The 22159-nt window shown below is 35.8% G+C and carries 21 protein-coding genes; 16 read left to right on the plus strand and 5 right to left on the minus strand.

Annotated elements, in window-relative coordinates; all coding sequences use genetic code 11:
* Positions 1-139: 139 nt before the first annotated feature.
* The 4 genes from J6L95_RS07745 to J6L95_RS07760 form a co-directional block, all read right to left on the minus strand.
* A complete protein-coding gene (locus J6L95_RS07745; protein WP_287458697.1) occupies positions 140-1009 on the minus strand; it encodes a zinc ribbon domain-containing protein in 870 nt (289 codons plus the stop codon).
* Positions 1010-1114: 105 nt separating this feature from the next.
* Positions 1115-1519 (minus strand): HIT family protein, encoded by a 405-nt coding sequence (locus J6L95_RS07750; RefSeq protein ID WP_029071178.1) that lies wholly within the window; start codon positions 1517-1519, stop codon positions 1115-1117.
* A gap of 75 nt (positions 1520-1594) precedes the next feature.
* On the minus strand, positions 1595-2584 hold the full coding sequence (locus J6L95_RS07755) for a hypothetical protein (RefSeq protein WP_287458698.1): 990 nt from the start codon (positions 2582-2584) through the stop codon (positions 1595-1597).
* Positions 2584-3561, minus strand: a complete 978-nt coding sequence (locus tag J6L95_RS07760; RefSeq protein ID WP_287458699.1) for a peptidylprolyl isomerase — start codon at positions 3559-3561, stop codon at positions 2584-2586. The genes J6L95_RS07755 and J6L95_RS07760 overlap by 1 nt, the downstream gene beginning before the upstream one ends.
* A gap of 180 nt (positions 3562-3741) precedes the next feature.
* Here J6L95_RS07760 and sufC point away from each other — a divergent pair, with 180 nt between their 5' ends.
* The 12 genes from sufC to J6L95_RS07820 all read left to right on the plus strand — a co-directional run bounded on the left by sufC (position 3742) and on the right by J6L95_RS07820 (position 15726).
* On the plus strand, positions 3742-4560 hold the full coding sequence (gene sufC / locus J6L95_RS07765; protein WP_074686953.1) for a Fe-S cluster assembly ATPase SufC: 819 nt from the start codon (positions 3742-3744) through the stop codon (positions 4558-4560).
* Positions 4553-5449: a SufB/SufD family protein gene (locus tag J6L95_RS07770; protein WP_287458702.1), complete on the plus strand. Its 897-nt coding sequence runs from the start codon at positions 4553-4555 to the stop codon at positions 5447-5449. Before sufC ends, J6L95_RS07770 begins: the two co-directional genes overlap by 8 nt.
* Before the next feature lie 2 nt (positions 5450-5451).
* On the plus strand, positions 5452-6672 hold the full coding sequence (locus J6L95_RS07775) for an aminotransferase class V-fold PLP-dependent enzyme (RefSeq protein WP_074686951.1): 1221 nt from the start codon (positions 5452-5454) through the stop codon (positions 6670-6672).
* Positions 6656-7096, plus strand: a complete 441-nt coding sequence (gene sufU, locus J6L95_RS07780; RefSeq protein WP_029071172.1) for a Fe-S cluster assembly sulfur transfer protein SufU — start codon at positions 6656-6658, stop codon at positions 7094-7096. Before J6L95_RS07775 ends, sufU begins: the two co-directional genes overlap by 17 nt.
* A gap of 1 nt (position 7097) precedes the next feature.
* On the plus strand, positions 7098-8507 hold the full coding sequence (gene sufB / locus J6L95_RS07785; protein ID WP_287458703.1) for a Fe-S cluster assembly protein SufB: 1410 nt from the start codon (positions 7098-7100) through the stop codon (positions 8505-8507).
* Positions 8500-9036: a 5-formyltetrahydrofolate cyclo-ligase gene (locus J6L95_RS07790; protein ID WP_287458705.1), complete on the plus strand. Its 537-nt coding sequence runs from the start codon at positions 8500-8502 to the stop codon at positions 9034-9036. The genes sufB and J6L95_RS07790 overlap by 8 nt, the downstream gene beginning before the upstream one ends.
* Positions 9037-9233: 197 nt before the next feature.
* Positions 9234-10691, plus strand: a complete 1458-nt coding sequence (locus tag J6L95_RS07795; protein WP_287458706.1) for a methyltransferase domain-containing protein — start codon at positions 9234-9236, stop codon at positions 10689-10691.
* 97 nt (positions 10692-10788) lie between these two features.
* Positions 10789-11538, plus strand: a complete 750-nt coding sequence (locus tag J6L95_RS07800) for a hypothetical protein (RefSeq protein ID WP_287458707.1) — start codon at positions 10789-10791, stop codon at positions 11536-11538.
* Positions 11539-11547: 9 nt separating this feature from the next.
* On the plus strand, positions 11548-12666 hold the full coding sequence (locus J6L95_RS07805) for a fibronectin type III domain-containing protein (protein WP_287458709.1): 1119 nt from the start codon (positions 11548-11550) through the stop codon (positions 12664-12666).
* A gap of 98 nt (positions 12667-12764) precedes the next feature.
* Complete coding sequence (locus J6L95_RS07810) at positions 12765-13130, plus strand: CvfD/Ygs/GSP13 family RNA-binding post-transcriptional regulator (protein WP_031589666.1); 366 nt, start codon at positions 12765-12767, stop codon at positions 13128-13130.
* Positions 13127-14407, plus strand: a complete 1281-nt coding sequence (locus tag J6L95_RS07815) for a glucose-6-phosphate isomerase (RefSeq protein WP_029071165.1) — start codon at positions 13127-13129, stop codon at positions 14405-14407. The genes J6L95_RS07810 and J6L95_RS07815 overlap by 4 nt, the downstream gene beginning before the upstream one ends.
* Before the next feature lie 47 nt (positions 14408-14454).
* Positions 14455-15726 carry a dihydroorotase gene (locus tag J6L95_RS07820; protein ID WP_287458710.1) on the plus strand — a complete coding sequence of 424 codons (1272 nt, stop codon included), beginning with the start codon at positions 14455-14457 and terminating at the stop codon, positions 15724-15726.
* 21 nt (positions 15727-15747) lie between these two features.
* Here the strand turns inward: J6L95_RS07820 and J6L95_RS07825 are convergent, their stop codons facing one another.
* Positions 15748-17217 carry a DUF1846 domain-containing protein gene (locus J6L95_RS07825; protein WP_031589662.1) on the minus strand — a complete coding sequence of 490 codons (1470 nt, stop codon included), beginning with the start codon at positions 17215-17217 and terminating at the stop codon, positions 15748-15750.
* Positions 17218-17554: 337 nt separating this feature from the next.
* Here J6L95_RS07825 and J6L95_RS07830 point away from each other — a divergent pair, with 337 nt between their 5' ends.
* The 4 genes from J6L95_RS07830 (at position 17555) to J6L95_RS07845 (ending at position 21941) form a co-directional block, all read left to right on the plus strand.
* Positions 17555-18544 carry a rod shape-determining protein gene (locus tag J6L95_RS07830; protein WP_074686932.1) on the plus strand — a complete coding sequence of 330 codons (990 nt, stop codon included), beginning with the start codon at positions 17555-17557 and terminating at the stop codon, positions 18542-18544.
* 85 nt (positions 18545-18629) lie between these two features.
* Entirely contained in the window at positions 18630-20051 is a 1422-nt protein-coding gene (locus J6L95_RS07835) for an amidophosphoribosyltransferase (protein ID WP_287458712.1), read from the plus strand.
* Between the two features lie 83 nt (positions 20052-20134).
* Entirely contained in the window at positions 20135-20404 is a 270-nt protein-coding gene (locus tag J6L95_RS07840; protein ID WP_029071160.1) for a fatty acid kinase subunit FakA-related protein, read from the plus strand.
* Between the two features lie 148 nt (positions 20405-20552).
* Positions 20553-21941: a leucine-rich repeat protein gene (locus tag J6L95_RS07845; RefSeq protein ID WP_287458713.1), complete on the plus strand. Its 1389-nt coding sequence runs from the start codon at positions 20553-20555 to the stop codon at positions 21939-21941.
* The last annotated feature ends 218 nt before the right edge of the window (positions 21942-22159 follow it).

The raw sequence follows: 22159 nt of genomic DNA on the forward strand, positions 1-22159 counted from the left end.
CGCCCTTTTTTGGGGCTTTTTTCTTTACAAAAAGGACATGATGGAAAGGCTGAGAATCCATCATGCATGACTTGGTAATTTTAATGTAAAAAAGAGAGACGTAACGAAATGCTTAAATCATTTCGTTACAGCCTCTTTTTTATCTTCTCTGTGATTTTTGACATTGAAGCATATAGATAACTGGTCCTGTGACACTCATTGCAAGAGCAAGGATTCCTAAGAAGAATCCAAAGTCATAGTTGATAAATATGCTTGAAACTGCTGAATGTCCTCTTAATGCTGGAATCATGAATAAGATCACATTGACACCACATACAATAAGAAGATCTAGATATGGTCTTTTAGTAGCAGTGAAGTAACATAATAGAGGCAATGTCACTAAAAAGATGTAGCTAGTAGCTGAGAATGAGAAAATATTGAAGTCATATGAACGATATATGCTTAATCCACTGTATGAGATGCTCTTAAATGGCAAGAATAAGCTAATAAACAATAAGAAACATCCAATATATGTTAATGCCTGCCATGGGTCAACTTGAGCTCGTGGGGCAACACGATTGCTTCTATAGGCATTCTGATATTCACCTTCCTGAGTGCTTCTCGTTGACTGAGTATACGTGTTTGTATAAGCCCCAGTATTGTTTTGTGTACCATTATAGGTATTGAATGTCTGATTCATATTAGGATCCTGTGGTTCATTGTAAGTGTAATGAGATTCATTCACATTAGAATCCTGAGGTTCATTGTAAGTGTAATGAGACTCATTTACATTAGAATCCTGAGGTTCATTGTAAGTGTAATGAGATTCATCTACATTAGAATCCTGTGGTTCATTGTATGTGTAATGAGATTCATTTACATTAGAATCCTGAGGTTCATTGTAATTGTTATATGACACATTTACATTAGGTTCTTGTGGCTGAATGTCTTCTCTTGTTACCTTTTGACCACAAAAAGGGCAAAAGACAGCATCGTCTTCAATCTGTCGTCCACAATTTGTACAATACATATTGTTTTCCTCCTTGATAGATATTGTTAACAGTGTATCATTTTTTTACATATTTTTAAATGATATATTTAATGTAAAAAAGGTCAAATGAGATTTGACCTTTTTTTACTTCATTAATGATTGATAGATGTTATCTAGATCCACATCTTTGCTGTGATCTACAAAAGAGATTTTTAATCCATCATTTTCATCATATCTTGGAATTACATGAACATGGAAATGATGAACAGTCTGACCAGCTGCTTCACCAGCATTTGTTAATACATTACATCCGCTTGCATTAAATCTTTCTTTGATGCGATTAGCTAATACCTGAGCAACCTTGAAAACATGTGCTATAATTTCAGGATCAGCTGTCAGCATTGAATCATAATGCTTTTTTGGAATAACAAGTGTATGTCCAACTGTTGCCTGAGATAAATCTAAAAATGCGATGCATAGATCATCTTCATGAATAATTTTTCCAGGAATCTCTTTATCTGCAATTTTACAGAAAATACAATCTGCCATAATCATATCCCTCCTTATCCCTTATTTTACTACGAATATGAATAATATAAAAGAAAGGAATCTCATTTGAGATTCCTAATCATTAATATATTTCTTATTGATAGCCTTGATTTCTTTTTTAAGTTTCTTGTCATAGACAGTAAACTTATATTTCTTCAAGTAGAAGATTTCAGCATCACTATCAATATCAGATACACTACCAAGATCATTGATATAAGTATCTTTGTTCTTGTTCTTATCAGTATTGTAGACATACACTACAACATACTTTTTAGTAGACTGCTTAATGACAGTAGGGTAGACACCATCATTCTTCATTGAAGAGAACTTAGAAAGATTATTCTTGATTCTCTTGTTTAATGTTGTTGTATCAGTCTTAGAAGTAACAAGCTTATAATCATTAGCATTGCTTGAATAAGCAGCATCTTTCATGAGCTTATCGAAAGCTTCCTGGCTTGTAGCTTGTTTAATAAGCTTTAAGGCAATAGATTCTTTTTCAACAGTGATAGTCTTGATATAAGCTGGAGTATAATTCTTTAAGATAGTATTATACTGTTCTTTTAGATACTTGTTCTTTAGTACTGTCTTTTTGGCAGTAGGAGTAACAAATTCTTCTCTGAATGTTTTAACATCCTTATATCCAAGACTAGTAGCATAGGATTCAACTGATCCCATGTATGATTTATAGCTGTCTTCAAGTTTCTTGACTTCTTCATCAATCTGAGACTGATATGTTTTTGAAGGCAATTCTTTATTCGCAATTGCGTTGTAGGCATTATCTACAGTCTTTTGTGCTCCGGATTGATCAAGCAGGTATTCAAAATAGCCTTGCTTAGAAACAGTGACATCACCGGTAATGACATCCTTGTTTCCTGATACCTTAGTAGCATAGCCATCGTTGTTTTTAGTGATGATATAACCTGTAAAACATCCTGCAATAATAAGGACGATGACAACGATCATAGCGATACTTTTCTTAGAAAGCGTAAATCTTTTTTTCTTAACTTCTACTTTATGTATTCTTCTGAACTGAGTTGTATCAACTGATTCTTTCTTTTCTGCCATTAGGAATCTTTCCTTTCATCTGATCTTTTCTTCAGCTGTTCTTTGATGAATGACTGAAGTGTGTTCTTGATAGTCTTATCATTATAATTGATCTTGTAGCTATTAAATACAATGTAGACAAGATAATTATCATAAGTGATAAGAGGAGAGTTGATATCTACACTCTTAAGTTCCTTCTTGATTGTTTCTTTATCTGTAGTATCACAGTGAAGAATATAGAAGGCACTTGAACCAGTGATAACATCAGAAGTTTCACCAGATTTAAGTTCAGTAGCTTTCGATTGAACATCTGTTCCATAAGTGTCACTTAATGAAGATGTACTATCGACAATTCCAAGTGATCCTTTCGCATCCTTTGTATTGGTATCAGTAGAATACTTTTTAGCAACTGTACCGAAGTCCTGTCCTTCTTTTAGAAGATCCTGTACTTCCTTTAGATTAGCCTTTTCATCAGCAGTTGGATTTGTTGGATCAGCTGCAGAGACGGCGATGATAGAAACCTTACGTGGATTGGCAATCTTGTAGTAGTCTTCAAAGACAGTATTGAAATGCTTTTTGATATATGATTTCATCATTTCTGCATACTGCATTGAGTAGACAAGACGTTTCTTATAATCATCGATGCTCTTATAGCTTCCTGATGATTTTAAAGCAGTCTCTAACTGTTTTTTAGCGGTATCTTCATCACCATACTGCTGCGTATAGGAATTAAGTACCTGATTATAAGTATCTTCCGCATTCTTTTTCATGTCATCAGTAGCAGGGAACTTCTGATCGATAAGCTGATCTAAGACGTAAGAGAATAATGCATTCTTTCCGCTTGTTCCTTTACTTAACTGATCATAAAGCGTATCGGCACTGATATTTGAAATGGATGTGCTAGCAGCGATGCTTTTTCCATCGACAGTCTTGCTGCCACACCCTGACAATAACAACATCGAAGAGAGTGCGAGCGCTGTTATTTTCTTGGTTTTCATAAAAAACCTCCTTTGTATAGTTCGCAAGATATACTATCATAAAAGGGCTTTTTTTTCAATAAAGCACATCAAAATCCCATTATTGACCATAATTTCACTAAATGACATCTTAAATAAATTTATCAAATGATTTGAGATATACATTCCTTTATATTAAAATAACCAACGAGGTGAATTATTATGTCAGTACTAAAAATTAAAGATCTTCATGTATCAGTGGGAGACAAGGAGATCTTAAAAGGTGTAAACTTAACAATAAATACGGGTGAAGTACATGCTTTGCTTGGTCCAAATGGTAATGGGAAATCGACATTGTTGTCAGCTATCATGGGGCATCCTGCCTATAGCGTAACGAAAGGGTCTATCACATTAGATGATGAAGACGTTTTAGCAATGAGCGTCGATGAACGTAGCAGAAAAGGTCTATTTTTAGGAATGCAGTATCCTCAGTCTATTCCTGGAGTGACAAACTCAGACTTTTTAAAGGCTGCAATCAATGCCAGAAGAGAAGAACCAATGAGATTGTTCCAGTTTATCAAAAAGCTAGATAAGGCAATTGATGAACTAGAAATGAATGAAGATCTTGCACATAGATATTTAAATGAAGGATTCTCTGGAGGAGAAAAGAAACGTAACGAAATTCTTCAGATGAAACTTCTAGAACCAAAGTTCGCATTATTGGATGAAATTGACTCAGGTCTTGATGTTGATGCATTAAGAATAGTTAGTGAATCTATTAATAATATGAGAAATGACGATCTTGGCATGGTCATTGTTTCTCACTATGATCGTCTATATGAAAACATTCGTCCAACTCATGTTCATATTTTAGTAGATGGACAGATTGTTGTTGATGGCGGTTATGAATTAATTAAAAAAGTCAATGAAGAAGGCTTTGAATGGGTTAAAGAATTAGGTGTAACATTTAAGGAAGAAGAAAAGAAAATAGCGCCAATGTCACTTGGATCATGTGGTGCTAAGGTAACACGAGATGAGTAATATTGAATTAAGCTATGATCACTACATTGTCATTAAAGACAATGTAGTGACAGGCTCATCGCTTCCTTCAAATGTCTCATTTAATGAGAATACTTTAACCTTTGAAATAGGCGCACCTATTTCTTTACATGTCATTTTGATCTATGAAAACACTAAAATACATTATGATTTCAAAGATCATGTTCATGCAGAAATCATTGAATCACGTGCCTGTCATGCAGGCGGACGTCTTGAAAGAGAAATTTCTTTAGGAAAAGATGCACATGTCAACATGTTCAATGAAATTGTTTCAGATGAAAACAATGAACTACAATTTATCGATGAAGGTTCACTTGATGAGAATGCTTTATTGCAGATCGGGTACAATGAACTATCAGATAATATCATCGATGGTCAATATCATTTTAAGTTAACTGGTGAAGGCGCACAGGCCAAAGTGCGTATGGCCATGCTTTCTCGTAAAGATGAAAAGAAACATTACTGTGTTCATATTGAACATCTTGCTCGTCATACAACTGGTATCATGGATAATTATGGTGTTGTTAAGGATGAAGCAAGATTAACAGTAGATGGTATTGGAACAATCAATAAGGGCTACAATGGCTCTGTTGCACATCAGACAAACAAGATTATTGTGTTTGATGAAAAATGTCAGGCAAGCGCTAATCCATATCTTTATATTGATGAATATGATGTCACAGCATCACATGCTGCTGCAGTAGGAAAGATGGATGAAGATCATCTTTATTATTTACAAACCAGAGGTTTAACAAAACGTCAGGCTATGCAGCTTATTACTTATGGTTATCTTGAACCAGTTATTCATGTTGTTGATAATGAAATGCTTCAAGAAAGATTCCAGGAAGCACTTGCAAAGGTAGGTGCGTAAGAATGGATATTGAAAAAATAAGAAATGATTTCCCAATGCTTAAAACAAAGATGCAGGGACATGATTTAATATATTTAGACAACGGGGCTACAACACTTAAGCCTAAGGCTGTCGCTGATGCAATTTATGAATACTTGACTTGCTATTCAGGGAATGCACATCGTGGGGATTATGATTTATCCCATACTGTCGATACAGCTTTTGAAAATGCCAGAGAAGATGTAAGGCGTTTTATCAATGCTAAGCGTGTAGAAGAAATCGTCTTTACTGCTGGTGCTACTGATTCATTGAATATGGTAGCCTATGGCTATGGCTTGACTCATCTTCATGAAGGAGATGAAATCATCTTAAATGTCGCTGAACATGCCAGCAATACATTGCCATGGTTTGATGTAGCTAAAAAGACAGGCGCTAAGATTGTCTATGCGCCACTTACTGATGGCTGTGTCACTTTGGAAGGAATCAAGAGTGTCACAACTGACAAGACAAAAATTATTTCAGTAGCGATCGTATCCAATGTAATGGGATATGTTGCTCCAATTAAGGAGATTATTAAATTTGCTCATGAACATGATATCATTGTTGTATGTGATGGAGCACAGAGTGTTCCTCATCATATTACTGATGTCATTGCAGATGATATCGATTTCTTAGCATTCTCTGGACATAAGATGTGTGGACCTACTGGTATTGGTGTACTTTATGGTAAATATCATCTTTTAGATGAAACATCACCAACACGTTATGGTGGAGGTTCAAATGCGCGCTACAAGAGTAATCTTGAAGTTGATATGAAAAAACCACCATATAAGTTTGAATCTGGTACACCTAATATTGAAGGTGCCATTGGTTTAGGTGCCGCTATTCGTTATCTTGAAGGCATCGGCATGAAGGACATCATGGAAAGAGAAGCAAAGCTTAGAGCTTATGCGATTGAAAAGCTGAAAGCTTTGGATAATATTACAATCTACAATGAAAATGGTACTGGTGCCATTGCCTTCAATATTAACAATGTCTTTGCACAGGATGGCGCAAGCCTCTTTAATGCCAATGGTGTGGCAGTAAGAGCTGGTGAACACTGTGCAAAGCTTCTAGATGAATATCTAGGTGTAAGAACAACACTAAGAGCATCATTCTATTTCTACAATACAGAAGAAGAAATTGATGCCTTCGTGGAAGTATGTAAGAAAGGAGATGATTTCCTCGATGCGTTCTTTGGATAATCCGCTTATTTTAAGAGAAATCATCATGGATCATTATCAGAATCCAAGAAATCATGGCATAGTCGATGAAGAAGGCTATAAGAAAGTCAATATGAACTCTGAAACTTGTATTGACAACATTGATGTAGAAGTCAAGATGAACAACGATATCATTGAAGATATTCGTTTTGATGGAGAAGCATGTGCTATTTCTACAGCATCTACATCAATCATGACTGAACTTGTTAAAGGCAAGAGTGTTGAAGAAGCTAAAGCTATTCATCAGCAGTATATGAACATGATTTTTGAAAAAGATTATGATGAAGACCTTCTTGAAGAAGCCATTGCTTTCAAGAATACACATAAACAGGCTAATCGTATTAAATGTGCGACAATTGGCTGGAATGCGTTGGAAGAATTGATTTCTTCTAAGGAAGGAGAATAGTATGAGCGTAGATAAAAAGAAATACGACCATATTTCTTCTGAAAACATTGCTGATTTTAAAGATGAAGAAGTAGCTGTATTTAAGACTCCAAAAGGGTTGAATGAAGAGATTGTCAGAGAAATCTCACAGATCAAGAATGAACCTGAATGGATGCTTGAATATCGTTTAAAATCTTTAAAGTGTTTCTTAGAAAAGCCAATGCCAACTTGGGGTGTTGACTTGTCAGATATGGACTTTGATGAATATACTTACTATTTAAGACCAAGTGATACAACTACTGATAAATGGGAAGAAGTACCTGAAACAATCAAGAATACCTTTGATAAACTTGGTATTCCTGAAGCTGAACAAAAATTCCTGGCTGGTGCGAGTGCCCAGTATGAATCGGAAGTTGTCTATCACAATATGCTTGAAGAAGTAAGAGAAAAGGGAGTCATCTTCCTTGATATTGATTCAGGATTAAGAGAACATCCTGATATCTTCAAGAAGTATTTTGATACTGTCATCCCTTATTCTGACAATAAGTTCTCCGCATTGAATGGAGCTGTATGGTCAGGAGGTTCATTTATTTATGTACCACCAGGAGTGACATTAGAAAAGCCATTACAGTCATATTTCAGAATCAATTCTGAAAGAATGGCACAGTTTGAACGTACCCTCATCATTGTAGATGAAGGTTCACATATTCATTACGTAGAAGGATGTACAGCACCTTCTTATTCAAAAGACTCACTTCATGCTGGGGTTGTTGAGATTGTGGTAGGAAAAAATGCATCATGCCGTTATACGACAATCCAGAACTGGTCTAAAAATATCTACAATCTTGTTACACAAAGAGCAAAGGTAGACGAAGGCGGTTCTATGGAATGGGTTGATGGTAACATCGGATCAAAGGTTACCATGAAATATCCTGCCTGCATTCTTGCGGGAGAAGGAGCACGTGGAAGCGTAACGACAATTGCAGTAGGAGATAAAGGACAAATTATCGATTCAGGGGCAAAAATGATTCATCTTGCACCAAATACATCAAGTCAGATTATCTCTAAATCAATTGCAAGAAATGGCGGACACGCTGATTATCGTGGCCTTGTAAGACATGGCAAGAAAGCCTACAATGCAAAAAGCAAGGTGGAATGTGATACATTGATCCTTGATCGTCAGTCTTCAAGCAACACAGTACCAACTAACATTATGTTAAACAATGATTCAACTATCGAACATGAAGCAACTGTTTCAAAAGTATCAGAAGAACAGCTCTTTTATCTGATGAGCCGTGGCTTAACTGAAAAAGAAGCAACAGAAATGATTGTTATGGGGTTCATTGAACCATTCAGCAGAGAGCTTCCTATGGAATATGCGGTAGAATTGAATCAGCTTCTTAAATTGGATATGACTGACTCAGTTGGATAAAAAACAAGCAAGAAAAGAAATGATCACAAAGCGTCTCTCACTAGATGAAGAAACGCTTTGTTGCTATAACGAAAATATTTTAAACAAAATAGAGGACAATATTCATTTTAAAGAAGCCAAAACAGTAGCTGTCTATGTAAGTGCACGTAATGAAGTTGATACAAAAAAACTGATGACTAAATATTTTGGTAAAAAGAAAATTGTTGTTCCACGTATTGAGGGAGACATGCAGTTTTATGAGATCCGTTCTTTTGATGATCTTAAGCCAGGATATTTTGGTATTGAAGAACCAGTAGGCAATCAGCAGGTATCACCTGATGATATTGATGTAATGATTATACCGATGCTCATGTTTGATAAAAACAAGAATCGCATTGGCTATGGAAAAGGATTCTATGATCGCTATCTGGCAACATATAAGGGCTATAAGCTTGGAATTGGTTATTCTTTTCAGCAAGTAGAAGACACTTTTCCTCATCAATATGACATCAGAATGGATGAAATCATCACAAATGAAACAATTTTGTAAAAATTTTGTCAAAATTTCTATTAGATATTCAAATCGATCACCATTTAAAAAGTATGCATAAAAGCATACTTTTTTACGTTTTCTAGCTATAAAAATAATGTACTATAAAAAGAAAGCCCTTTCTTTTTTGAATGGGTTTTGAATTGTGAATTGAAGATGAGTATGTTATAATTTTGTTATGTTTGAGGTGACGTTTAATGGTAGGAGAATTAACAGTTAAGATTGATCAGAACAATATTAGAGAATCACTTTCGATGATTCGTAATGAGATCAAAGATGATATGGAAATCAGAAATGATAAGCTCTATATGCAGCTAGTAGAGCTACTATCACATGAAGATCCAAAAGTAAGAAAAAATACAGCTATCATTCTTGGCTCTTTTAAGAAGTCAGGAGTCAAGAATCTTTTGCTTGATGGCTATCGTAAAGAAACAATAGACTTCGTTAAAGTAGGGTATTTGAAGGGGTTAAGCAAACAGGATTGCAAGAGCATCGTAGATAAGCTTAAACAGATTCAAAGTGAACTTTTAGCAGATCAGGAAAGCGATAAGAAGCATGTCCAGTCACAGCTAAAGGTGTTGAATCCGCTTATTCAAAGCTATGGTACACATAAGAGAAAAATGGTTAAGCTTCTTCATAAAGATGTTGATGTCATTTTGACTACACTACCTTACTATCAGTTCACACTCTTTGATTACGTATTAGATTATAAGTATAAGCCAGTAGGACAGGGGGTACTTGTTCGTACTAAATCTGTTTATGATTTATTGCCTTTACGTAATTACAAGGATATGATCATTCCTATTAAGAACTGTTCTTTAATGGAAAAAGATGGGGATGTGATCGTGGAACGTATCCGTAACAGCAATCTTATGGAATTGCTTGAAAACTTATTTGATAATGCGGATTCATTCTATTACAAGCTGACTGATACTTTTAGAGAAAAAGATTCAAAACTTATGAATACAGTTGTTAAGGGGTTATTGGAACTTTATCCAGACCGTTTATTGAATGCAACTAAGAATTATGAAATTGAAATTGTCTTAAAAGAACTTATGCCTAAAAAGATCAGTGCTTATTTAAAGCTGACTTTATTAGACAACCCACGTTTTGATTATCGTAAAGAAGTGATTTCCAATTCTATGCAGCCATATGTAGCAGCTACTCTTCTTGAAGTGGCTAAGCCATATATGGAAGATTATGCAAGAGTGCTAGATCCATTCTGCGGTAGTGGGGTTACATTGATTGAACGCTGTCTTATCAAGCCAGTCAAGTTCTCTTTAGGTCTCGATATCTTTACAAAAGGACTAGAAGCTGCCAAGAGAAATGCTAAGGCTGCAGATATCGATATGCATTTTGTACATAAGGATTCATTACGTTTTGTTAATACAGAGTTATTTGATGAAATCATCACTGATATGCCAACATATGCACAGATGAGAGATAAAGCAGCATTGACAGAGTTATATGACAAGTTCTTTGCAAGAATCAGAAAGCTTGTTAAGCCCGGTGGATATGTCTTTATCTACACAAGTGAAATTGCCTTGGTAGAAAAGAATCTGCGTCTACAGAAGAACTATCTTTCATTGATTGAACACAATGATGTTCCAAGAGGAAAGAATCTTCATTATTTCTTTATCATTCAGGTAAGATAAAAGCTTCCCAAAGGGGAGGCTTTTTTATATTAATTTAAGTTAAGTTTAAGTTTAATTTGATAATATGAAAATACGTTATATGAGTGGAGGAAAAGAGATGCTTCGTCGTTTTGGAAAAATAATGGTTATGGTAGCTTTTCTTTTTGTCAACATTGTCAATGTTGAAGCGAAAGAGAGAGTAGTTTCTCATATAGAATTGCGAGATGTAACTTATAGTGGAGAAAACGTTATACCACGTATCAAAGTTTTTGATCAGGAGGGAAGACACATCCCAAAAAAACAGTATTGCATGTTCTTTAACGGAGACACATTGAATGCTGGCAAAGTTACTGTCAGCGTAAAGGGAATTCGTCGTGTTTCTGGTGAAGCATCAGCATCGTATACAATCAAGAAACGAAATATTTCATCCTGTCAGCTTTCAGGCATAGAAAATCATACTTATGATGGAAGAAAACATGATCCCAATGTTCGTCTAACTTATCACCAATATAATGTCAGCTATCGATTATCATATGGTGACTGTAAGAGTATTGGAAAGAAAAAAGTTAAGATTGTTGGAATCGGCAACTTTACTGGCACAATCTACAAGAACTATAAAATACTGCCACCACCAAGTCGGATTCTTACAATGACAAAATCAGGGACTAATGTACATCTGACACTTGTGAAAGCAGCTGGTGGCGTAAAGTATCAGATTGGCTATAAAACAAAGAAAAAATGGAAGACGAAGATGGTTTCTGGCACTCATATTACAATTAATGTTAAGAATAAGGGGAAGACTTCTTTTAAAGTAAGAACATGCAAGAATGGGGTTAAAAGTGCATGGTCCGCGGTTAAAAGAGTATAGGGAATGCGTATGAAAAAGAAATTTTTATCACTATTTGGCGTACTGCTTTTATGTTCAACAATGATTATGGGAGAAGTAAGCGTACATGCCTATAATATTAACGGATCAGACATGTTCTGGACTCAGCAGGAAAAGAACACATGTACTTTGGCATCAGCAGTCATGCTTTTAAGACGTAAGGCAGCACTGTTGAATGATGCTGATTATAAATCTATTACAGAATCATCATTGAAGAGTAAGGCATGGAATGGAGGATTAATGTGGAAATTTGAATTCTCTACAAAAAACTATACATATACAGTTCAGCATGCAGCAATTGATTCTTTTAATAAGGTTCCCGATGTAAAAGGAGAAGCGAAAAAAGCCGTTGTTCTTTCTTGGTTAAAGAGTCATCCTGAAGGCGTTTGTCTTTATGCAAGAAAAGACTATAATGGTTTTACTGATAGCAACCACTGTGTTCTTTTAACTGATTACACAGGAGGATTGTTCTATGCCGCTGATCCAGCTAAAAATGCTAGTCGTGTAACGATTGATAAGGTTCGTAAGGTTACAATCGAAAATGCTGCTTCTATCTGGTATGTGGCAAATGTTAAGAAAAGCAATGGGACAGTTGTAAAAACTATATCATCATCTTCATCAAGTAAGGATGCAGGAAGTGCCATAGCTTTATCTGATGCTAATATGAGCCTTTCAACAGTTTACTATACTTACAATGGACAAGTCAGAAAACCAGCAGTGACTTTTAAAATGAATAACAAGACAGTAAGTTCTGCTCATTATTCACTCTCTTATCCAAATGCTAAAAATGTTGGCAAGTATTGCGTTACTGCCAAAGGAAAAGGAGAGTACTGTGGCAATAAGCATGCTTATTTCTATATTCTACCTAAAGCTGTCACTATTTCTTCATTAAAGAAAAAGAAGAAAGGCTTCACTGTTTCTTATAAGAAAGTACAAGGCAATGTGAAATATCAGATTGCTTACAGAATCAAGAATGGTTCATGGAAATATGCTTATTCTTCAACTGTTAAAAATTTAAAGAGCAAGAAAACGTACCAGGTAAAAGTAAGAGCTTATAATAATGGTGCTTATGGTTCATATGGAAAAGTGAAGAGCGTTAAAACAAAATAATTAAAAGCTTCTCATGTGAGAAGCTTTTCTTATTGTGTATATTTTTCTTTGAACACGTATAAGAATGTGGTATAATTTATCCGATTGGGGGATGGAGTATGGGATATCATCAAATACACGTAGGGGACATCGTTGACGTTACAATCACCGGTATTCAGCCATATGGTGCTTTCGCTTTACTGCCCGATCAGACAAGTGGTCTGATTCATATAAGCGAAATATCTGATCGTTTCGTAAGAAGCGTTGGTAATTATGTCACGATTGGTGAAACCATTAAAGTAAAGGTTATTGATATTGATGAAAAATCTCATCAGGCTAAGCTTTCACTTAAAGCTGTTGCTAAAAGAAGAAAGTTTAGACGCCATCGCAGACCGATTGTCGAAACACCTAAAGGTTTTCGTTCATTAGAGGAGATGCTACCTCGATGGATCAGTCGAGGTATTAATAAGGAGGAAGATGTATGATCAAAGTTGACTTAAGTCATGCTAAATTAAATGAAGATATCGCTTCATACAAGGACAAAGTTGCTGAAATCCATGAAATGATTCATAACAAAACTGGTGCTGGTAACGATTTCCTTGGATGGGTAGATTTACCTACTCAGTATGATAGAGAAGAAGTAGCTAGAATTAAAGCTAAAGCTAAATCTTTATCTGAAGAAATCGATGTATTATTAGTATGCGGTATCGGAGGTTCTTACCTTGGTGCAAGAGCAGCTATTGAAGCTATCAATGGTTTATATCCAACACAGAAGGTAGAAATTCTTTACATTGGTAATACTTTCTCTTCAACATATTTAGCTCAGATCAAAGAATATGTTAAAGATAAAGAATTCGGTATCAATGTTATCTCTAAATCAGGAACTACTACTGAAACTTCTGTAGCATTCAGAATCTTCAAAGAAATGCTTGAACAGACTAAAGGTAAAGAAGTTGCTTCAAGAAGAATTGTTGCTACTACAGATGCACACAAAGGTGCATTAAAGACTTTAGCTGATAAAGAAGGATACGAAGAATTCGTAGTACCTGATGATATCGGTGGTCGTTTCTCAGTACTTACTGCAGTAGGATTGTTCCCAATTGCTATGGCAGGTATTGATGTTGATGAAATGATGAAAGGTGCTAAAGACGCACAGGATAAATATAACAACGCAGACTTAATGACAAATGACGCTTACAAATATGGTGTAGCTCGTCAGATGTTAAATAAACAGGGTTATCCTGCTGAAATGTTTGTAACTTATGAACTTCAGTTAAGCAACGTTGCTGAATGGTGGAAACAACTATTCGGTGAATCTGAAGGTAAAGAAGGTAAAGGTGTATTACCACATTCTGCAGTCTTCTCTACAGATCTTCATTCATTAGGACAGTTCATCCAGGAAGGTTCTAAAGTATTATTTGAAACAGTATTCAAAGTTGAAAAGCCTCAGTTAGACCTTGAAGTACCAAGTGATGAAGATAACTTAGATAACTTAAACTACTTAGCTGGTAAGACAGTTGATTATGTAAATAAAAAAGCATGTGAAGGTACAATCGATGCTCACGTAAACGTTGGTGGCGTACCAAACATTGAAATCACTATTGATGAAATGAACGCATATAGCTTCGGTTATATGGTATACTTCTTCGAAAAGGCTTGTGCATTATCAGTTTACTTATTAGGGGTAAACCCATTCAACCAGCCTGGTGTTGAAGTTTACAAGAAAAACATGTTCAAATTATTAGGTAAACCAGGTTATTAAAATCAAAGCGGTTCTCTTAGAGAACTGCTTTTTTTACAGGGGGAAGTATGTTATTAATAAAAAATGGTAGGGTCATTGATCCCTTATCTCATCTAGATCAGGTTATGGATCTCCTTATTGATGAAGGAAAGATCATCGAAATGGGACATATCGAAAAAGACTGTGAAACAATCGATGCAAAAGATATGATTGTTGCACCAGGACTTATTGATAATCATGTCCATTTTAGAGATCCCGGATTAACGTATAAAGAAGACATCTACACTGGCAGCAATGCAGCAAAAGCTGGTGGTTTTACAACAGTTGTCACTATGGCCAACACGAAACCATCTGTAGATTGTGTGGAAGTATTGGATGAACTTATGAAAAGAGAAAAAGAACTTGATATCCATGTTCTCAATACTGCCAATGTCACATTAAAAATGCAGGGCAAAGAACTTGTCGATATGGAAGCTCTAAAGGCGCATGGCGCAGTGGGCTTTACTGATGATGGTATTCCTATTGCAGATATCAACGTGATGATGGAAGCAATGCGTCGTGCGAAAGCACTGGATTGCCCAATAAGCCTTCATGAAGAAGACCCAGCATTGATTGGCAGTGCCGGCATCAATGCTGGTGAGATTGCTCGTCAAGTGGGTGTAAAGGGTGCAAGCGGACTTGCTGAAGAAGTGATCACAGCGAGAGATTGTCTTCTTGCAAAAGAGACAGGATGCCGAATTGATATTCAGCATATTTCCAGTGGTGGAACAGTTGATATCGTACGCTTTATGAAATCGCAGGGAGCAGATGTATGGAGTGAAGTAACACCTCAGCATTTTGGCTATACGGAAGATCTTGTCTTATCACAGGGAGCACTTGCCAAGGTGAATCCACCTTTACGTAAGGAAGAGGATCGTCTTAAGATCATTGAAGGTTTAAAAGATGGTACAATCGATATGATTGTTACTGATCATGCTCCTCACAGCAAGGAAGAAAAAGACAAAGGTATCTTAGGTGGTGCACCAAGCGGTATGATTGGTCTTGAACTTTCATTAGCTATGGGTATTACTCATCTTGTCGAAAAGGGACATTTAAGCTATATGGAACTTTTAGAGAAGATGACAATTAATCCTGCTAAATACTATAAGCTTGATGCAGGATATATTGCTAAAGATCATATAGCAGACATTGTTATCTTTGATCCAAAGAAACAATGGGTTGTCACTCTTGATGACTTTAAAGGAAAATCAAAAAATTCTCCTTTTGTAGGAGAACACTTAACTGGACAGGTTGCCTACACAATATGTAATGGCAAGATTGTCTATAAAAAAGGCAGCTAGTGAAATTCACTAGCTGTCTTTTTAGTCTTCATATTTAGGTGTGCAAGTAATCGCAATTCCGAGTTTCTTTAATGTAGATAAATCTACAGAAGAAAGAATAACTGTTGAATGGGCCTGCATACCTTTAAGTCTTGGCAATTGCTGAAGTGCTTTTTTAGCATCTGGATTAGTATTGGCACTTGATGAAAGGGCAATAAGAATTTCATCAGTGTGAAGTCGTGGGTTCTTGCTGCCAAGATAATGTGTCTTTAATGACTGAATTGGTTCAATCACTTCAGGAGAAATGATTTTTACATCATGATCAATACCTGCTAGATCTTTAAGAATATTTAATAATGCAGAAGAACAAGCGCCTAAAAGACGTGATGTCTTACCAGTGACCATATGTCCATCATTAGCCATGATTGCAACAGCTGGTCCATTTGTTTCTTCTTCTTTCTTAAGTGCAGCATTGACGACCTGACGTGAATTAAGATCTACATTAGCCTGTTTGATGATAAGCTCCTGTTTGATCAATTCATTCTTGCTTGCAAGACCACGTTTGACATTGCATGCTGTTTCAAAATAACGTCTGATGATTTCCTGTCTGCTTGCTTCTTTGCATACTTCATCATCTACGATGGCGTAGCCAACCATGTTGACACCCATATCAGTAGGTGATTTGTATGGACATTCTCCTAGAATGCCTTCAAAGATAGATTCTAGAACAGGGAATACTTCAACATCTCTATTATAGTTGATTGTAGTCTTGCCATATGCTTCAAGATGGAAAGGATCAATCATATTGACATCATCCAAGTCTGCAGTTGCTGCTTCATAGGCAAGATTTACAGGATGCTTTAATGGAAGATTCCAAACTGGGAATGTTTCAAATTTAGCATATCCTGCTTTTACACCATGTTTTTGTTCATGGTAAAGCTGAGAAAGACAAGTCGCCATTTTTCCGCTTCCAGGTCCTGGTGCTGTAACAACGACTAGGTTTCTTGTTGTTTTTACAAAATCATTTTTTCCATATCCTTCATCGCTTATGATGGCAGGGATATTAGCAGGATATCCATCAATCATATAAGTTGTATATGTTGGGATGCCTAACGCCTGAAGACGATTTCTAAAACGATCTGCAGCCATCTGGCCTGTATATTGTGTAATGACAATGCTTGAGACATAGAATCCTCTATCTTCTAATGCACTTTTTAGCCTTAAGGCATCTTCATCATATGTGATTCCTAAATCTCCACGAATTTTATTTGTTTCAATAGCTTCAGCACTAATGACAATGATAATTTCTGCTTCATCTTTTAATTGTTCAAGCATCTGTAGCTTGTTGTCTGGTACAAATCCAGGCAATACTCTTGATGCATGGAAGTCATCAAAGAGTTTTCCTCCGAATTCTAGGTAAAGCTTACCGAATTTGGCAATTCTTTTCTTTATTTCTTTTGACTGTAATTCCAAGTATTTTTTAGAGTCAAATCCGATTTTTTGATTATCCATAATATTACTCCTTCAATTCATGCTGGAAGAATTATAACATGTAATATTGTGATTCATATAGTTGTTTAGAAATTTTTTTAAAGTTTTTTATTTTATTTGCTTTCTGTTTTTTTACTGATTAAAATATAAGTATAGAAAGACATTCAGGTCGCATAGACATCTCATTTTCTTATACAGTAGGGATAACTGTTGAGAGTATAAGCACATAATAATATTGATTGGTGATGCTATGTTAGGAAGAGATGACCTGATGTCTTTTTTTTCTTCTTTTGGTATTGAATTTTTATATGTTTTTATATATATTTAATGGTGGATTTCTTAGAAGGAGATTATAAATATGGCATTATCAAAAGAAATAGGTATCGACTTGGGAACTGCCAACATTCTTATCTATGAAAAAGGAAAAGGAATTGTTGTTAATGAACCAAGTGTTGTTACCATCAACAAAGAAACAAATAGAGCTGTCGCTGTCGGTGAAGAAGCAAGGGAAATGCTTGGGAAGACGCCAGGAAGACTTGAAGCTATCAGACCGTTGAAGGATGGTGTCATCGCAGACTTCCAGATTACTGAGATTCTGTTGACACATTTTGTAAATAAATTAAATTTAAAAGGATTGTTCTCTAGACCTACAATCTTAATCTGCTGTCCAAGCAACATTACTTCTATTGAGAAGAGTGCTATTCAGGATGTAGCGTTAAGATGTGGTGCTAAGAAGGTTTATATTGAAGAAGAACCTAAAGTCGCTGCTATTGGTGCAGGTCTTGATATTTCTAAGCCAACTGGAAACATGGTAATTGATATCGGTGGGGGAACTACTGATGTTGCTGTGCTTTCTTTAGGTGATATTGTTACAAGTGAATCATTAAAGACTGCTGGTGATAAGATGGATGCTGAAATTGTTGCATTTGTTAAAGATCGCTATAAGTTATTGATTGGTGATTCTACTGCAGAAGAAGTAAAGAAAGAAATCGGTTGTGCTTATAACGGCTCTGAAAGCCGTAAGGTTGATGTGCGTGGTCGTGATATGGTTACTGGTCTTCCTAAGACTATTCAGATTTCTGAAGCTGAAATCCAGGATGCTTTACATGAAATCTGTGAAATTATTTTAACGTCTGCTAAACAGGTTCTTGAAAAGACACCACCAGAATTATCTGCGGATATTGTCAATAAGGGTGTATTCCTTACTGGTGGAGGTGCGCTTCTTCATGGATTGGATAAATTTATGGAACAGGGATTAAAAGTACCTGTATTCGTTGCTGATGATCCATTGGATTGTGTTGCTGACGGATGTGGCGTTATGCTTGAAAATTCGAATTTCTTACAATAAAATGTCGCTTTATGCGGCATTTTTTCTATACTGTAATGATAAAGTTATGATATAATTTCTCTTGAAATGACTAGGAGGAATAATTATGGGTGGTTTTTTTGGTGTTGCATCTAAAAATGATTGTGTCTTTGACTTGTTTTTTGGAACAGATTATCATTCGCATCTAGGGACAAGAAGAGCTGGTCTGGCGGTCTACAGTAAAGAAGATGGGTTTAATCGCTCTATTCATAATATTGAGAATTCTCCATTTCGTACTAAGTTTTCTTCTGAAATCAATGACATGTCAGGGCATCTAGGAATTGGCTGTATTTCAGATTATGATCCACAGCCACTTATTGTACGTTCTCATCATGGTACTTATGCTATTGCAACAGTTGGCAAGATTGATAATCTTGATGAACTTGTTGATCGTCTTTTTGAACATAAGCATATGCATTTCTTGGAAATGAGCGGTGGTGAAATTAACACTGTTGAAGTTGTTACTGCATTGATTAATAGTCGCTGTAATCTTATTGATGGTATCCGCTATGCGCAGGAAAGCATCAAGGGATCAATGACTATTATGGTGTTGACTCATGAAGGCATTTATCTTGCCCGTGATAAGCATGGTCGTACACCTATCGCAATTGGAAAGAATGATGAAGGATATTGCGCATGCTTTGAAGCTTTCGCTTATCTTAATCTGGGTTATGAAAATTATAAGGAATTAGGTCCTGGTGAAATTTGTATTATGACACCGGAGGGTGTTAAGACACTTGTGGCACCAGGAGATCGGATGAAAATCTGTACGTTCTTATGGGTTTACTATGGTTATCCTGCTTCACGATATGAAGGTGTATCTGTAGAAGAAATGCGTTATCGCTGCGGAGCTAATCTTGCTAGACGTGATCAGAAAGAAAGTCCTATTGAGATTGATACAGTTGCTGGTGTTCCTGATTCAGGAACAGCACATGCGGTTGGGTATGCTAATGCATCTGGTGTTCCGTTCTCTAGACCGTTTATTAAATATACGCCAACATGGCCACGTTCATTTATGCCAACTATTCAGAAAAAGCGTGACATGATTGCTAAAATGAAGCTTATTCCAGTTCATGAAATGATTGAAGGCAAGAAGATTCTTCTTCTTGATGATTCTATTGTTAGAGGAACTCAGCTTAAAGAGAAGGTAGAATTCCTTTATGAAAGTGGGGCAAAAGAAGTTCATGTTCGTTCAGCGTGTCCACCAATCATGTTTGGCTGCAAGTATCTTAACTTCTCTCGTTCTAACTCTGATCTTGAACTCATTGCAAGAAGAGTGATTTGTGAAGAAGAGGGAGAGAATATTCCAATGGATGTTCTTTATGATTACTGTGATCCGGATTCTGATCGTTATGCTAACATGATAGAAAAAATCAGAGTAAAGCAGCATTACACTTCATTAAGATATAATCGTCTTGATGATCTTCTTGATTCAGTTGGTATTGATAAAGATAAGCTTTGTACATACTGCTGGAATGGCAAGGAATAATACCTTTTGCTTTTTACAGGATGGAGTTGTTTTCATTATAAAAAGAGTATGATATAATAATTTCATGTGAAAGGAGAAAGGTTATGGCATTACCAGAACAAAGTATTGAATTTAGATATGATACACAGTTATTAATTGCTGGTGAAGATTTGGATGAAGATGATATCTTCGATTATATCTCAGAGAATATCAAAGGGGATTCTTTATTGGCAGTTGGTGATGAAGATCTTATTAAGATTCACTATCATACAAATGAACCTTGGGAAGTTCTAGAATACTGTCGTTCACTTGGCGAAATCTATGATATCGTTGTAGAAGATATGGATCGTCAGGCAAGAGGACTTAAAGGATAATATGAAATGATGTCACAGAAATGTATTCTGTGACATTTTTTAATTGATAATTATTTGAAATGGAACTATCATTTTATTATAAGGGGATGATAGTATGAAGAAATATGTGATATCAATTTTATTTGTGTTTTCAATGATAATAGGGGGCATGTATTGTCATGTTGATGAGGTGCATGCTTTAAGAAAATCTGATGTGGATAATCCATCAGCGAACAATATCATGGTGAAGATACCTGGTACGTTTGAGAAACCAAATGTGAAAGAGGTATTGGATCTTATTAACAGCTATCGTTATGAAGCTTGTGAAAATGGATATATCAAGCCAGGTACAGATGTTCGTTTAACAATGAATGATTATAAGCCTATCAAATGGTCAACGAATCTAGAGTGGATTGCACAGACGCGTGCAGCAGAAGCAGCAGTGTGTCAAAGTCATGAACGACCTAATGGAGAAAGATGGTTTACTGTAAAACATAATTCTACTTCAAGTTGTAGAGAAACTTTGGCGTGGAATTATTCAGGCTTGATTTATGGTATTGAACAATGGTATAGAGAAAAGGATGATTGGGTTAAACAGAACACTGATGCTGTAACAGGGCATTATGTAAGCATGATTGATCCTGGTGTTTCTTCGATTGGTGTAGGTGCCTTTGCATCCAAAAGTGATAACTGGACTTGCGTAGCTGGTGAATATAGTGATGAAGATGATGAAGATTCATCTTGTTATGGTGTATATGGAAATGAAGAACAGTTGATGGAAGTTCCTGCTTCTTCTCTTCATTTAAGTGTGAGTGGACCTTCATCATTGAATGTGAATGAAACAAAGAACTATCATTTAAATAGCTATGTCTCTTTGAAAAATACTTGGGGAGAGTTTGTAGATACACCCCTTGTCAGCAATGGTGTTAAGTGGGAATCAAGTAATACGTCGGTAGCTGATATTGATCAAAACGGAAAACTTACACCACATCGTAAAGGTACGACAATCATAAAAGCTTATGCGTATGGTGGTAAGTATTGTAGTAAAAAAATAACGGTGAATGCACCGCGCATTGGAACGTTGTTTGCTCAAGGAGTCGTTCAGTATAGGATCACAAAAAATAATGAAGTCTCATTTCATAAGCTTTTGAGTTCACCATCAAGTATGGTCATCAATAATCAGGTGAATTATTATAATGAATGGTATAAAGTGACAACCATTGATAATAATGCATGTCTTAACAAGAAGACGCTAAAGAAGTTGAAGCTTTCTAATAATATAAGAAGCATTGGTTCAAGAGCGTTTAAGAATTGTGTAAAATTATCCGGTGTGACAATATCGAAAAATGTGAGACGCATAAACAAAGAGGCTTTCTATAATTGTAAGAAGATGGTGTCTTTAAAGATATTATCAAAGTATCTAAATAAGAAGAATGTTGGGGCAAATGCTTTTAAGAAGACTAAGATTAAAAAAGTGAAAGTGCCTAAGAAAAAGAAGAAGGCCTATAAGGCATTGTTAAGGTCGAGAGGTGTTTCACGTAAGGCTAAGTATAAATAAGATGGGGAGTTATCTCTCCATCTTTTTAATATGCAAGCAATAGGCTCTGAATACCGCTTTAAATAGCCAAAAATGGCGATCTGAGAGATTTTTTAAAAAAATTAGACAAAAATGCTTTACAAAGAGGAGAGGTGATGATAATATAAGTGAGCACTCAGCGAGAGCCGAGTGGCCTGAACATTGAAAACTGAACAGAAACACGTCAAATAGATGAGTGA

The organism is Kandleria sp. (assembly GCF_017934775.1).
Classification (GTDB): domain Bacteria; phylum Bacillota_I; class Bacilli_A; order Erysipelotrichales; family Coprobacillaceae; genus Kandleria; species Kandleria vitulina.